The sequence below is a fragment of the Chryseobacterium caseinilyticum genome, from assembly GCF_014837145.1.
Lineage (GTDB): Bacteria > Bacteroidota > Bacteroidia > Flavobacteriales > Weeksellaceae > Chryseobacterium > Chryseobacterium caseinilyticum.
This window is the reverse complement of the sequence record NZ_JACYFS010000006.1, coordinates 22381-37143: the sequence shown is the minus strand read 5'-3', so window position 1 is coordinate 37143 and position 14763 is coordinate 22381. Positions and strand designations below refer to the sequence as shown.

At 36.0% G+C, this 14763-nt stretch carries 12 protein-coding genes; 3 read left to right on the top strand and 9 right to left on the bottom strand.

Annotated elements, in window-relative coordinates:
- Window positions 1-43: 43 nt before the first annotated feature.
- From IC610_RS15940 to lpxK, 7 genes are all read right to left on the bottom strand, one after another.
- Window positions 44-1855, bottom strand: coding sequence for an OmpA family protein (locus tag IC610_RS15940; protein ID WP_191737734.1), 1812 nt, complete (start codon window positions 1853-1855; stop codon window positions 44-46).
- A gap of 6 nt (window positions 1856-1861) precedes the next feature.
- Window positions 1862-2788 carry a hypothetical protein gene (locus IC610_RS15935; RefSeq protein ID WP_191737733.1) on the bottom strand — a complete coding sequence of 309 codons (927 nt, stop codon included), beginning with the start codon at window positions 2786-2788 and terminating at the stop codon, window positions 1862-1864.
- A gap of 365 nt (window positions 2789-3153) precedes the next feature.
- On the bottom strand, window positions 3154-4917 hold the full coding sequence (locus tag IC610_RS15930) for a hypothetical protein (RefSeq protein ID WP_191737732.1): 1764 nt from the start codon (window positions 4915-4917) through the stop codon (window positions 3154-3156).
- Between the two features lie 103 nt (window positions 4918-5020).
- Window positions 5021-5641: a response regulator gene (locus tag IC610_RS15925; protein ID WP_191737731.1), complete on the bottom strand. Its 621-nt coding sequence runs from the start codon at window positions 5639-5641 to the stop codon at window positions 5021-5023.
- 97 nt (window positions 5642-5738) lie between these two features.
- The gene (locus IC610_RS15920; protein ID WP_191737730.1) at window positions 5739-8537 is read right to left on the bottom strand and encodes a sensor histidine kinase; all 2799 of its coding nucleotides are present in this window, start codon (window positions 8535-8537) and stop codon (window positions 5739-5741) included.
- Between the two features lie 103 nt (window positions 8538-8640).
- Window positions 8641-9156 carry a TlpA family protein disulfide reductase gene (locus IC610_RS15915; RefSeq protein ID WP_191737729.1) on the bottom strand — a complete coding sequence of 172 codons (516 nt, stop codon included), beginning with the start codon at window positions 9154-9156 and terminating at the stop codon, window positions 8641-8643.
- 133 nt (window positions 9157-9289) lie between these two features.
- A complete protein-coding gene (gene lpxK / locus IC610_RS15910; RefSeq protein ID WP_191737728.1) occupies window positions 9290-10315 on the bottom strand; it encodes a tetraacyldisaccharide 4'-kinase in 1026 nt (341 codons plus the stop codon).
- A gap of 193 nt (window positions 10316-10508) precedes the next feature.
- Between lpxK and truA the strand changes: the two genes are divergently transcribed.
- A complete protein-coding gene (truA, locus tag IC610_RS15905; RefSeq protein WP_191737727.1) occupies window positions 10509-11243 on the top strand; it encodes a tRNA pseudouridine(38-40) synthase TruA in 735 nt (244 codons plus the stop codon).
- 221 nt (window positions 11244-11464) lie between these two features.
- Window positions 11465-13216, top strand: coding sequence for an ABC transporter ATP-binding protein (locus IC610_RS15900; protein ID WP_191737726.1), 1752 nt, complete (start codon window positions 11465-11467; stop codon window positions 13214-13216).
- Here the strand turns inward: IC610_RS15900 and IC610_RS15895 are convergent.
- Window positions 13211-13561 carry an FEKKY domain-containing protein gene (locus IC610_RS15895; RefSeq protein ID WP_191737725.1) on the bottom strand — a complete coding sequence of 117 codons (351 nt, stop codon included), beginning with the start codon at window positions 13559-13561 and terminating at the stop codon, window positions 13211-13213. The genes IC610_RS15900 and IC610_RS15895 overlap by 6 nt on opposite strands.
- A 366-nt stretch (window positions 13562-13927) precedes the next feature.
- On the opposite strand from IC610_RS15895, the gene IC610_RS15890 reads away from it, so the two are divergent.
- Window positions 13928-14140: a hypothetical protein gene (locus IC610_RS15890; RefSeq protein ID WP_056084070.1), complete on the top strand. Its 213-nt coding sequence runs from the start codon at window positions 13928-13930 to the stop codon at window positions 14138-14140.
- Window positions 14141-14195: 55 nt separating this feature from the next.
- Here the strand turns inward: IC610_RS15890 and IC610_RS15885 are convergent, their stop codons facing one another.
- Window positions 14196-14702 carry a DUF6702 family protein gene (locus IC610_RS15885; protein WP_228462951.1) on the bottom strand — a complete coding sequence of 169 codons (507 nt, stop codon included), beginning with the start codon at window positions 14700-14702 and terminating at the stop codon, window positions 14196-14198.
- Window positions 14703-14763 lie beyond the last annotated feature (61 nt).

Genomic DNA, 14763 nt, shown 5'->3' with positions numbered 1-14763 from the left:
CAGGAAGTTTTCACCCAATTCTGAGCATTTCATTTTTGTTAGGTTAATAGTTTTCTACACAAAGGATTTTGAATTCTGTTCTGCGGTTGATGCGGTTTTCTTCTTCGGTACATTCTACATTATCCGCACAACGATTGAGCAATTCTGTTTCGCCGGCACCACGAGAAACCAGTCTGCTTCGGTCGATTCCTTTGTTGACAATATAATTCACGCTGGAATCTGCTCTTCTCTGAGATAATTTTTGATTATAGGCGTGACTTCCTCTCCAATCTGTGTGTGAAGAAAGTTCAACCTTGATTTTTGGATTTTTCTTCATTAAAGTCACGACATAATTTAAGTCTGGTTCTGATGCCGGCAGAATATCTGATTTATCTAAATTAAAATTGATATTATTCAGCCTGATTGCCTTACCACAAGGGTCTACACATACTTCAAACCTGATGAAAAGTGATTTTGATCTGTCGTAGGTTGCGGTATTGATTTCCATTTCGTTGGAAAAGTAGCCGTCTTTGTTTCCTTTAATTGAATAGACTGTATTTTTATTCACATTAAAAATATATTCTCCTGTTGAAGACGAAATTGTATTTTTCTTTGTATTGGAAGCCGCATGCAAGAGTTCAATATTGGCTCCTTCGATGGTTTTTGTTGTATTACACTCGAAAATCTGGCCTTTCAGAACAAAATTATCATCTGTGTAAAGAATCTGTTTTTGAATAACGCCTCCGTTGGCTTTGCACTGATCAAAATCTGCCTGAGAAATTTTTGCTTCCTGTAGATTAACATTGTGGAGTTTACCTTTCACAGAATAATCTCCAGCCTGTACATTATCAAAAACTACTACCCCGAAACTATTTGTTTTACCGGATTCTACAATGGTTCCGTCTGATCTCTGCAGAACAACATCGGTTTCATTTAAAAGTTCTCCGCTAATTTTATCTTTAGCCGTGATTGAAATTTTGCAACCACAAACCGTACACGCAGCGACACACATTGGAGGCTCGTGTACTTTTTTGCAGACAGGACACATTTGGCAGGTTGTACATTTTTCTTTTTGAGGAAATCTGAAAGTAAGGCCCGCATAAACACCTGTAGAATTGATGTTGCAGTTGCAGGCTTTATTTCTATAAGTTGGGTCTAAATTTAAATCATTGCCACCGTCCTGATTGGTTTTAAAATCATAGTAACTCGAAGCATAACCCGTTGCCGGATCTACCAATTCTTCGACTTTGAAATGATTAATGTGGTAAATTCCTAAATGCAATCCCAAAGATTTACTGATAAAATAATTGTACTGAAAAGATGCTTTTCCTGAAAAAACATTTTTAGCATCGTACCCTGCATGATGGTTGAGTGCAATATTCATCGGGGTTGGAACGATTGGAACGGTTCCTTCGAGCATGGTGTAACCTCCTTTGATATTGGAAATTCCGCCGCGAAGTTTTAATTCAAGATTCCAGCGGTCATTTTTTTTGTATCTGAAATCGGGACCGATTCCCAGGAAAGTTCTTGAAATATAATTTTCCTTTAAATGAAACTGATTCACCGGAAAACCGCTGTAGTAAAGACTGCTGGTAGGATAAATACTTTTCGGATTATTCACCAGATAATCAAAATCTACCCCAATTCCCCACCAGCGGTTGAAATAGTAATCTGCACTTCCGCCTGCCATCCAGTTTCCGTCGTAATCGATGTAAGGTGTATTGTTGTTATAAACAGGAATGGCGTCAAAGCCTCCTCTGAGAGAAATCTGAAATCCTTTGTTGATATTGTTTTCAGAATTCACGCTTGCAGTTTGTCCGAAAAAATAACTGAAACAAAACTGAAGCATTATTATAAGTAAAATTCTCTTTTTCATCATTTATTAGTTTAATTGTGAAATATTGCTTACGAAATCTGCACTTTTACCCATTTTGGCATCTTTCAGATCGAAATAGATGGTATGACTAGCTGCAAGGGTCTGTTCTTTGATAATCCACATAAAGTTTCCGTTACTTTCTGAGACGAAAATCAGATAACACTGCATTCCTACAGGAAATTTTCCTGCTGTAGTTCCTAATGCGTTCGGAATATTTTTAGCCAGAATAAAAACCTGTGAAGCACTGCCATATCCCGCCGGAACGTTTGCCGTAATGGTAGTTTTTGGCTCAGGATAATTTGAAAATTTATCGCAGTTGAACCATCCGAATCCTGGAAGAGCCATCACATACTTGTTGGGATTCGTTTGCACATTTGTAACTACATCCCAGCTTGTGGTTGGTTCCCATGTGAGCGCACTGTTGGCAATAACTCCGTTGAAAGCCTGCATACCTGCAACTGTTCCGCCTGAATTCGCAGTTGAAGTTTCTACGACAATCGGGCAGGTTGTGGTGAGTGTATTTCCATCTTTTTTGATGTTAATGTAAAATTCTCCGCCGGACAAAAGCATTTCCTGTTCGCCGGAAACTTTTTTCCCCATTGTAGGCTTGTTGGATGCCATCATTTTTGCTCTGTCGTAAATTTCTACAAATTCCAGAATTACGGTTCCCGTAATTGGTGCACCATTTAACCTGAGGCAGGTTCCGTTTACTTTTACGGTCGTGCCGCGAGCGGTTGTATAAATATAATTGGTAAGTGACGAATCAAAATGGGCAAAAGCTTTCTCGTTGGTTACGCCCTGATCAAACAGTGCATTCAATCGTTCTGCTGATGGTGGCGCAAAACTTTCATCTATAGTCATCTCTTTGTTGGTACATTGCAGAGACATGACGGAAAATATAATTCCTGTAAAAAATAAGCTATACTTTTTCATTGTATTCAGTTTAAATGTTTCCACAAATTTTAAGATTTTTTTAACACAAAAAAATCCCTAATTGTAGGGAGTGAAGTTTTGAAAGGGTTTCAAGAATGATTTGGATAAAAGAAGGCTTTATATTTCTGAAATTATGCTTGTTTAAAACTTAATTTTTCCACAGAGAATTGCGCGCTCCCCGACCTGAATGGAGCTCGTCGTTGCGAGGGCCAAAATAGCCCTACCGAAAAGATTGCTTTGTTCCTCGCAATGACAGCGGGAATGGAGGGCGGAAAAGGCGCCCAAACTATTTACACACAGCATAAAAAATCCAACTGAAAATATCAGCTGGATTGTAAAGATTTGTAAATAAGCTCAATGGTGAATTAATCAGTTTTTAGCAACATAACGTGTCCAGAATAATTGTGATCATCTTTTTTCAATTTCGAAAATTCTGATAAAAGATTATTGCTTTTTGTGTTTAATGGAAGGTTTGCGTTATAATATCCGATCCAGCCTGAAGTGGTTTTTTCTCCAATAATTTTATTGAGTAAAACCATTTGTTTTTTACCGTCAGAAACTATGACAGATAAATACTTGTTACTGTTTTCTGTAATTACTCCCAAATCGGTTATTTTATAATTCATAGGGAAAAGGCTTTTTATAAAATCATTCAGTTTGGGGTTTTTAGTATTTCCATAAGGAGTTTCAGTATCTACAGCAAAAGAATCAATCCAAATTGCAGGATATTCTAAATAGAAACTATAATCACCCTGTTTCACCACATTACAATACGAACCTAATAAATTGTTGCATGGCACACAATGTCCATTGTTTATTCCGCAGCCAGTTTTGCAATTTCCACGGCATGAATATTTATAACCTAAAAGAATTCCGACTGGTGAATCATCAACTATTGGTGAAAAGACTGTCTGGCTTTCTTTTCCATCCCATTTTACTATCTTCAGATATTTTTCACCTTTATCCTCAACAATTGAGGTATTTAAATCTGTGTTTTTGTTTAATTTTTTAACAAAACCTTCAACAGAAGGAATCACCTGATAATCTTTGGGTGTTGCGAAAAGATTTTCTAAAAACCCGTTCCAGTTTTTTGTAGGAGAATTAGTTACCACATGTAAATCACCTTCTACTCCGGCAATTGGCCAAGTATTCATATCACAAAGTTCACTGGAAAGAACAATGTGCATAAGATCACCTTTGAAATCATAATAATTTACCTGTTTTTTACCATCATAACAGAAAATTCTGGAATGTTGTCGTTGTGGGATCAGTCCTGTTCGTGGGTTATGCCACTTATCAATAATGGGTTGTTTGATGCGGGATGTACTTCTACCTCCCAATTCAATCCCAAAACCAATACTTGCTCCAAAAGCATTGAATTTTGTGTTTTTAGTCTGTACTGTTCTTGTAGCAGAATTGATCTGATTCAGATTATAATTCCCCTGTGCATTTGCTACGCCTGACGGTAATATTGCTGAAGATTCTGTAGTTATCGACGGACCGAAGTGGTAATGGGTTTCTGCATAAATACTGAATCGCCAATCTCTTCCAAACCGGTAACGGTGACTGATTCCCGCAACTGCGCCTATTCCCGAAGTTTTATTCTCTGCCTGTCGGTACAAATCATAATCATAATTTTGCCCATTCACAGCGCTACTCTGAACCACAGAAAATTCTTTTTGTTTTAAGTTGATGTATGCCAAATTTAAAACGGGTGACAAGGTATAACGACCAAAATTAAGATTAGCCTGTGCACCGGCTTCAGTCTTAAAACCTGCCTGCCTTGGGCTTCCTGAACCTTTTGCTGCAATATTCGGTAAACCAGTTTGTCCTGTGATATTGTAAGGTTGGTAAGCACCAAGGCCGTAGTCTCTATTTCCTGTAAAATAAGTAACACCTGCATTTAAACCGAATGTGTTTCTGCTCCCAAAATCAAATAGCGGGACAAAGCCGCCGACTTTAAACGTGGTAAGGTTTCCCATATTATTATTGGTTTTCATATCAGAACCTGTTATTAATGTTCCTGCTCCGAAATAGATTCCATAACCGTCCCGCAAAACTGGTTTCTGCTCTTGAGAATAGATGCTGGCAGTCAACAAGCAAATAAACAGTGTAAATAATTTTTTCATTGTAATTGATTTTTAATAAAACATTTCAGCAAATTTTGAAATTATTTTTACACAAAAAAATCCCTAATTAAAGGGATCCAGGTACATTTAAAGCATTGAAAACTTAGCTCAGATTATTTTTATAATACCAGGAAATCGCTTCACCAAGCGACGAAATATGTAATTTTTCGTAAATATGTTTAGTATGCGTGTTGATGGTAGAATAACTTACGCCAAGCCTATCTGCGACCATTTTGTAGCTTAAGCCCTCGGACAGAAATTTCAACACTTCTCTTTCTTTTGGAGTGAGATTTTCTTCGGTTTTTTTCGGGAGAAAATATTCCATTACTTTTTTGGCAATTGCCGGATTCATCGATGCTCCGCCTTCGTAAACTTCTTCTATTGCCTGTAAAATTCTCGTTGGATGGTCTGATTTTAAAATATAACCACTTGCGCCGTTTGAGATGGCTTTAAAAACTTTATCACTGTCATCAAAAGCCGTCTGAATCAATACTTTAATTTGAGGGAATTTAGATTTTATTCTTTTTAAACCTTCAATTCCGTCAACTTTGGGCATATTGATGTCCATTAAAACGACGTCGGGAGAATACATCGTCATTTCAGCCAAAACGTTTTCGCAACATTCTGCATCGCCGATATACAACAGATTATCGCTTAGGGAAATCAGTGCTTTCAAACTCTGCAACCGCTCCGGGCTGTCGTCGTATGCGAATATTCTAATCATGGTTTTGGTGTGAAAATACTTATTAATAAACCTTCACGATTTAAAAAAAATGGTTATTAGTTTTCTTGTACAAAGTTATCCGTAAAAACACGATTTCTCAATCCCTAATTGTAGGGATGGTAATTTTGATGCAGGTTCCAGTGTCACTGCAAATTTCAAATTGCCCATTCATTTCGTGTGTCCGTTTTTTCATATTATGTAATCCGTTTCCTTTCTTTTCCTCAGGATTAAAACCCGTTCCATTATCTGAAATTTCTAAAATGTAATGGGTTTCAGATTTATTTAAATTTAAAGATACCTCTGTTGCCTGGCTGTATTTTGCGATATTATTCAACGCTTCTTTGCAAATAAGAACCAGATTTTTCCGCATCGTAAAGTCGGTAATTTCAGTGTCGATTTCGGGATTTATTTTAATTTCAAAAGGAATTTCGGTATGGCCTAAAATTTCATTGGCTGAATTGATAATTCTTGTGCTCAAAGACATAAATTCATTTTTACCCGGTTTTAAACTCCAGATGATATCGCCTATGTTTTCTGAAATGTGTTTTGCCTGAGATTCAATTTTCTGAAGAATTTTCTGTGTCTGTGGAATATCTTTTTCCAGTAATTTTTGGGCAATGGCACTGTTGATCTGCAAACTGCTGAGCGTCGCACCCAAATCGTCATGCAAATCGGCCGTAATTTTACTTCGCTGATTATCTAAGTCAGATTGATGATGGTAAAATTCTTTTTGCTTCAGAAAACGCCATCTTCCATAAAGTGCAAAAATTCCTCCGAAGAAAAGCCCGCTGACAATAATCCAGAACCAAACCTTCTCATAGAAAGGAATTGCAACATGAAAAGTGATTTTTTTGATCGTCTTTCCGGCGTTGTTATTGGTGTCCACGGCACGAATCGACAGTTCAGTTGTACCTCCTTTTAGTTGTAAATTGATTGAGTTACCGGAGACGGGAATCCATTTTTTTTGGTTGTTTTCCAAATACTGTATCGCTTTGGTATGACCTGACAGTTCAATTCCCGAAAGAAGAATGCTGATGTTATTTTCATTTTTCTTCAGTAAATATTCGTCCAGTATTGTCGTGTTTTTGTTGTTGATTTTCACTGAAATCACTTCTGACTTAATATCAAAAATTTCAGGAATGTAATTTTCGGGAATAATTGAAATTCCATTTTCTGTAGCTACGCAAATGCTGTTGTCATTTTCTGTGATATCAAAAATACTGTTCGAAGCAAGGCCGTCACTTTTGGTAATTCTGAAAATTCTGTAATTGAAAACACCATTTTTCTCCTTAAATATCATTTGGTACAACCCGTCTTTTCCTGCCATCCACAGTTTATTTTTACGGGTGAAAATTTTGGAGATTGTTGTGGGTAAATTTTCAGAATTCTTAATGGTTTTAATTAATTTCCTATTCTTAAAAACAGAAATTTCACCCGATAAATTGCTCACAAAAAACAGATTTCCATTCACAATTCCTTCTGCCAAATTCAGTTTTTGCCACAAATCTTTTCTCGTGTTTTTTTCTACATTATAAACCGACAGTCTTTTGGAGGACGTTATGAGCAGTTCGTTTTCAGAAATTTTATCAATACTGCCGATTCTCTCTTCGGGGAAATTGAGAAACCTGTATTTTTTCGTCAATACATTTAAGCGGATTAAGCTGTTGATAGAACCCAAAACTGCAATGCTGTCATTCAGTTTCATTCCGTTTTTTAAAGACTGTGAAACGTCCCCGACCAATATTTTTTCCAACTTTTTAGATTTGTAGGCATATCCGTAATCTGAAATGAGAAGCGGAGCATTTTTGAAAAACAATATCTTGCGAATTCTCTCTTTCACATTTTCCAGTTCAAACAATTCTTTTTGTCCGCTTTTGCTCACCGATATGATTTGTCCCGAATAATTTCCAGCAAAGAGATTTCCATTTGAACCACTTGCTACGCTTAGGAAATTTTCATTCATCTTTATATTATCCAAATGTATTTTTCGAATTGCTGAAGAAGTATAAAGCTGTAATCCTCCATTGGGAACCGAAATCCAGATGTTGCCCGAATGATCAATAAAAGCGTTGGAAAAAGCTTCTTTAAATTTAATTTTCTTAACGATTGAAAATGTTTTCAAATCTATAACAGTCAATTGATTATCAATTGTATTAATCAAAAGGTGATTTTCATAAAACCGCTTCCACTGAATTTTCGCCGGAAAAATAATTTTCTTTTTCGGACTTGTAAGGGGATCATTTTTTAATGCTGAAATTTCAGTTATCGTTTTTCCCTCAAGATTATCGAAGACATAAATTTTTTGCTTTGCAAAACGGAATAAAATATTTCTGTCGGCATGAAAAAGCTTATTAAGACTTTCCACATTTACAGCAGAATTATCTCTATTTTCTACTGAAATGGGAAAGAAATCCTTGTGAATGCTTTGCAGTTTCCCATTGAGATAAAAGAAATGAAAATGCTGACCATAAAAAACAATTCCGCCCCGCAAAGGAAAATAATGCAACATTACCGTGTTGCTTTTAGCTTCTATCTCAGGACTTTTTTCCGTTACAAAACGGTTATTTTTTTCATCAAAGTAAGAAGGAGGCTGCTTGAAACAGTTAGCCCAGATCCGGCCGTTTTTTTCTTTAATTACCGACAGAACTTCGTTTGACGGAAGACCGTTTTTCACTGTATAATTGAAGAAATTTTTACCGTCAAAACGACTCAGTCCATTCTCTGTTGCCAGCCATAGAAAGCCTTTTGTATCTTCTTCGATATCATAAATAATGTTATCAGCAAGATTAGAATTTTCTGTATTAAAATTCCGGATGAAGTGATGATTTTGAGCAAAAAAAGAACCACTCAAAAAGAGAAGAGTTACAACTCCCAATGTTTTTAAGAGATTCATCATGATTAGTTTTAAGTAAATTTAGAGAAAATTTCATCATTAGAAACAAAAAAAAATCATCCCTAAAAGAGATGACTTTATATCATTATTAACCTTTGTCTCAACTTTATTTTGAAAGCGAATCAATTGTTTTCTGAATTTCCGGATCCTCGGGAGAGATCGCGTAGTATTTTGCAATGTCAGATTTCTGATCAATGACCATATATCTCGGAATCCAATTCAGCTCGATGTAATTGTTGAAATCATTTTTCCAGCCTGTGGAAAACCAGTAGTTTTCTTTGTCTTTCATTGCATGTTTTTCGAGACTTTTGTCGAAACCTTCTTTTGATTTTTCCAGAGAAAGGAAAACAAAATCAATATCCTTATTACTTTCTTCAAGTTCCTTTGCTTTTGGCATTGCTTTCAGGCAATCTCTGCACCATCCTGCCCAAAAATCTATCACCAAAACTTTTCCTTTATGCTGATTTAAAATTTCCCGAATTGTGGTGCTTCTACCATCTTCATCTTCCAGTTTCTGATTTAAAGCCTCTTTAGAAAATTTTGTTTTAGAAATGTCCGGCGCTTTTTGAGAACATCCCAAAGTGAAAATACTCAACATCATAAAAGTCAGTAACTGCTTCATCTTAATTTTTTTTACAAATCTAAACATTGAAAAATAATTTGAATAATGAAAATGGATGATTTAACATAATTTGAAAGATTGAAGATTTCTATTTCAGCAAAATAAAATCCGCAACGGTTGCTGCGGATCAGTTTTATTTTTTATTGACAAAATTCATTATTTCCTGATTGAACTCTTCTTTTTTATCGATGACAACATTAATTGGCCAGTAATAAACCAAATCTCTCAAATAATCGAAAGTTTTTAGGCGGACGAAATCTTTCTCTGTTGTTAAAATCAATTTGTACTCGCCCAGTTTTTTGTATTCAGCGACAATATTTTTAATGTCGGCATCTGTGAAATTGTGATGATCTCTGAATTTCAAATGCTTTACACGTTGGGAAAATTTAGCCAGGTGATTCAGCAATGGTTTCGGATTGGCAATTCCTGTGATCAGAAGAATATCATAGTAATTCAAATTGTTGTCGGGAAGCATTTTTTCACGTCCGTAAACATTTTCATCGTAACCGATTGAGGAGAAAAACACTTTCTGTCCGCGCTCAGGCCTTATTCTTGAGATGTAATACTGCTTGGTTTCCTCGGTAAGTTCATCCGGACATTTGCTTACCATGATGATATCTGCACGTTTTGCTCCGGCTCTCGATTCTCTCAAATCCCCTGCAGGAAGCAGATGATCTTTAAAGTAAGGATCATTAAAATCAGTCATCAGAATATTAAATCCGGCCTTGATTGCTCTGTGCTGAAGTGCATCATCAAGAATCAAAACATCAAGATCCATATCTTCAATCACTTTCTGTGCGCCGGGAACCCGTTCTTCCGAAACAGCAATAACGAATCTGTTTTTGAACCTTTCGAAAAGCTGCATCGCCTCATCGCCTACTGTTTTGTAGTTGCTCTCGTAATTTGTAATACCGTATCCTTTAGTCATTCTCCCGTAACCTCTTGACAGCACACCTGTTCGGTACTGTTTGGAAAGACTTTTGGCAAGATACATCACCATCGGAGATTTTCCGCTTCCGCCCACAGCAAGATTGCCGACGTTGATCACCGGCGTACGGAATTTCGTGGATTTTAAAATCCCCAGATCATAGAAGGTGTTCCGCAAACCGGTTACCGCCTTATAACCCAAAGAAAAAGGATAGAGATACCATCTTTTCATACGTTGGCAAAAATAAGAATTTAAAACCTTTTCAAAGGATGTTTTTAGTCAGTTTTCAAAATATTCTGTAAAATTTTATCATCAAATTAGAGTATTTTTGCAGGAACGATTCAGCAGGAAGATACACGCAGATTATTTAGACTAAATCTTCACTTTAGTTTGAATTGGTTTTAAAATTAAATTTAAAATTGCCTTGAGATATTTTATAGAATTTTCATACAACGGTAAAAATTATTTTGGCTACCAGATTCAGCCCAATGAAATTTCCGTGCAGGAAGAACTGGAAAAAGCACTTTCCACTATTTTGAGGGAAGAAATTAAAACAACCGGAGCCGGCCGCACCGACACAGGTGTTCACGCAAAAAAGATGTTTGCTCATTTTGAAACTGAACAGATTTTATGCGATCAGCTTTCACACAAACTCAACAGTTTTTTGCCTGCAGATATTTCAGTTAAGAGAATTTTTAAAGTTAAAGATGATTTTCATGCCCGTTTTGATGCAACTTTCAGAACCTATGAATATTATATTTCTCTGGAGAAAAATCCTTTTACGCAGGATTCTGCGTGGCAACTGTGGAGAAGAAATATTGATGTAGATAAAATGAATGAAGCCTGTAAAATTCTTTTTGAATACGAAGATTTTACAAGTTTTGCGAAACTCCACACCGACAACAAAACCAATCTCTGCAAAATGTACAAAGCGGAATGGGAACAGAACGGAACGGAACTGAAATTCACTGTTTCCGCCAACCGTTTTCTGAGAAATATGGTCAGAGCCATTGTAGGAACAATGATTGAAGTCGGTGCAGGAAAAATACAGCCTGAAGATGTACGGAAAGTTATAGAAAACAAAAACCGAAATTCTGCAGGAACTTCTGCACCAGCTCATGGATTGTATTTGGTGGATGTGGGATATGAGTTTGAGTGATTGAGTGGTTTAGAATTTGCTGGACTTCTAGATATTGCGGTGAGGTTTTTTAAAAATTTGCTGCCTTTTTTAAATAAGTTAAAGTTTCGAACTGTTTTTTCTCCTACTTTACAATTAGAAATATTCTATTGAATAATTATGATTCAATAAAGACTGTAAAATTTTAAAGCCGTAAATTTGCAGAGAATTTTTCAAAACAATTCTTTACGTCAATTCTATAAATGAAAAAACAAGATACCTGGGCAATTGTAAAAAGGCTTTTCTTCATTGGTATGAAGTTTCGCACCTGGTTTATTTTTACCCTGATTATTTCCATCATACTTTCCATTGTTTCTACTTACAGACCTTATCTTACGATGCAGATCGTGGATAATGACATCACGAAACTGAAAGATAAAGCTTTGATGATGAAACACATCTATGGATTGGTGGGATTGGTTTTTGCCGAAACAATTTTAAATTTCTTTCTCGTTTATTTTTCCAATTATATTTCGCAAAATGTCATCAGAGATATCCGTGAAAGGCTTTACAATAAACTGATTTATTTCAGAACAGCTTTCTTTGATAAAACTCCGATTGGTCAGCTGGTAACACGTGCCGTTGGTGATGTTGAAACGATTGCCACAGTGTATACTGATGGTTTTCTGATGGTTTTCGGTGATGTTCTGAGAATTATTTTCGTCCTCTTTATGATGTTTCAGGTGGATGTGCATCTGAGTTATATTTCTCTTGCGATTTTACCTTTGATGGTGGTGATCACGAGATTTTTCCAGAAAAAACTGAAAAAGGCTTTTGGGGATGAAAGATCTTGGACATCAACTCAAAACTCATTTGTTCAGGAAAGGCTGGCTGGAATGCCTATCATCCAGGTTTTCAACAGACAGCAGGCTGAATTTAAAAAGTTTGATGACATTAATATTACCCTGAAAAGTGCTTTACTGAGAACAGTTTTCATATTCTCCCTCTTCTTCCCTGTGGTGGAATTGATTTCTTCACTTTTTATTGGCTTCGTGCTTTTTTACGGAGGCTACATCACCATCAGTGCGGGTGTAGTAATCGCATTCATCCAGTTTATTTCAATGTTGATCCGTCCTTTGAGACAGATTGCAGACCGTTTCAACAATATACAGCGGGGAATTGTAGGTGCTGAAAGGGTTTTGGGGATTATGGATGAAGATTATGCGATGCCGAATGACGGTAAAGTTTCCAAAGATCATTTTGAAGGAAAAATTGAATTTAAAGATGTACGTTTTGCATACGATGACAAACAGGAAGTTTTAAAAGGAATTGATTTTAAGGTAAATCCAGGAGAAACTGTAGCGATTGTCGGAGCAACAGGCGCGGGCAAATCCACTATTATCAGTCTGATTACAAGATTATATGACATTAATTCAGGTGAAATTTTCATTGATGATGTCGAACTGAAAGACTACGAGCTCTACAATCTGAGGAGTCACATCGGTGTCGTTCTCCAGGATGTTTTTCTTTTCCACGGAAGTATTTTCGAGAATCTTGCTTTTGGAGATGAAACCGTCACTTTGGAAAAAATAAAAGCCGGAGCAAAAGAGATTGAAGTGGATGACTTCATAGAAAGTCTTCCTGGCGGCTACGAATATGTGGTGAGCGAAAGAGGTTCGTCAATTTCATTAGGACAACGTCAGCTCTTATCTTTCTTACGAGCGTATTTATCAGATCCGAAAATTTTAATTTTAGATGAAGCCACATCATCCATCGATCACGAAAGTGAAAAACTGATTCAGAGAGCAACGGAAAAAATTACCAAAAACAGAACGTCCATCATCATCGCACATCGGCTTTCAACCATAGAAAAGGCCGACAAAATTATTGTGATGGATCAGGGTAAAATCGTTGAAGAGGGAAAACATCTTGAACTCCTCGAAAAAAACGGCTATTACTCTACTTTGTACAAAGCTCAGCTCAGACATGAGCTGGAAGTTGACGAAAAATTATAATCCGTAAGGCAAAAATCCTAAATCTTCCTTCCAGATTTCACCATATTTTTGCGTAAGATATTGCGCAACCTCAAGATTGTGCTTCTTTGCTCTGTCAGAAAGCAGCGGAGTAGCGACGCAGTTTTCGTAAAAAATTGTCACTCCGTATTTCGCTTTAAAATCATCGTGATTGCGTGACATCAGACCGAACTGGTGAAAATATTTTACGTTTTCTTTTTTATCTGATCCAGCCTCACGGTCTGTCTTTTTTTTGACTTCAAGGATGACCGGCTCTCTTTCCTGTGCGAAAACCGATTTTGATAATGCAGAAAACGTGATTAAAATGACTGTTTTAGATAAATTCATGTTATTAATTTCCAGCTTTGATGCATTAAATCTACAGAAGTTAAAATAAAAGTCACAAAAAAATGAACATTTTTCTGCTTTGCCATCATCAATTTCTACTAATTGATTCACTTAGAATCATTTATGTAAAATACGATTAAACCGGCATTTGTTAACATTCCGTTCACATTAAATTCACTTTTCATTAATACCTATTCACTTAGGTATAGTTTTTGTAATTCTGTTAAAACTAAAATTTTGAGGCAAACCCTATGGTTAAACGAAAATAAATTGCTATATTTATTAAAAATTTAACAATCTGTTGAATTTAACAGGGGCACAAGCCAAAATAACTGACAAATTTTTAACTTAATACAAAATATAAAGATGAACAATATCCAAGACGAATTTCAAGTCTTAAAAGAAGAGCTAAAGAAATTAAACATTGATGTAGAAAAAATTGTAAAAGTAGGAAACGGCAGCATGGATTTCCATGAAGTTTTTTACAGATCTCCAAGATATGAGGAGGTAAAAACGGTGTACGTACAGCGTCACAATCTTGATCATCTGATAGAGAAATTCAAAGAGGTTTATCCTTAAAAATAAACGGCGCAACTTGTAAGGTTGCGCCGCTTTTTTTATGTTGTACAATACGTCAGAAATTTCCGTACGTGTACCGGTTCGGATAACTCAGTTTTTCGCTCTTTCTGTTTCCATTGACGATGAGATGCACGATGTTGAGCTGATCATCAAAGTAATTGTATAAGAAGCTTACAGCAGCTTCCACTTTTTTTGGCTGACTGACAGATTCTGTTTCCAGATAAACATTAACAGATTCGTGATCTTCTTCGTAGCCAACAAAATTTACTTTTAAAAATTTTCCGTCAGATTTCAGTTTAAAGTATTCAGCACTGTAGTTTTTCAGAGCTTCGTTCAGTTGAGCTTTATATTGAGGATCATTAAAATGAAAAGGCTTTCCATATTTTTTGCCTAAAGCATTTTCCAGATCATCCATAAAAAACCTTCCTGTAATTTCGAATGTCTTTGAAGTTTTATTGTGATTTATTTCTACAGAACCTACGTGATAAGGGTGTTTTTCTGTAAAAGAGGTTGTAAAAAAAATTAGGGTTAGAAAAATCAGTATGTAAGAAGATTTCATCATTAAATTATCTAATAATTAGGACAGATTAAAACATTCACAGATAACTGTTAAAAGGAATAGA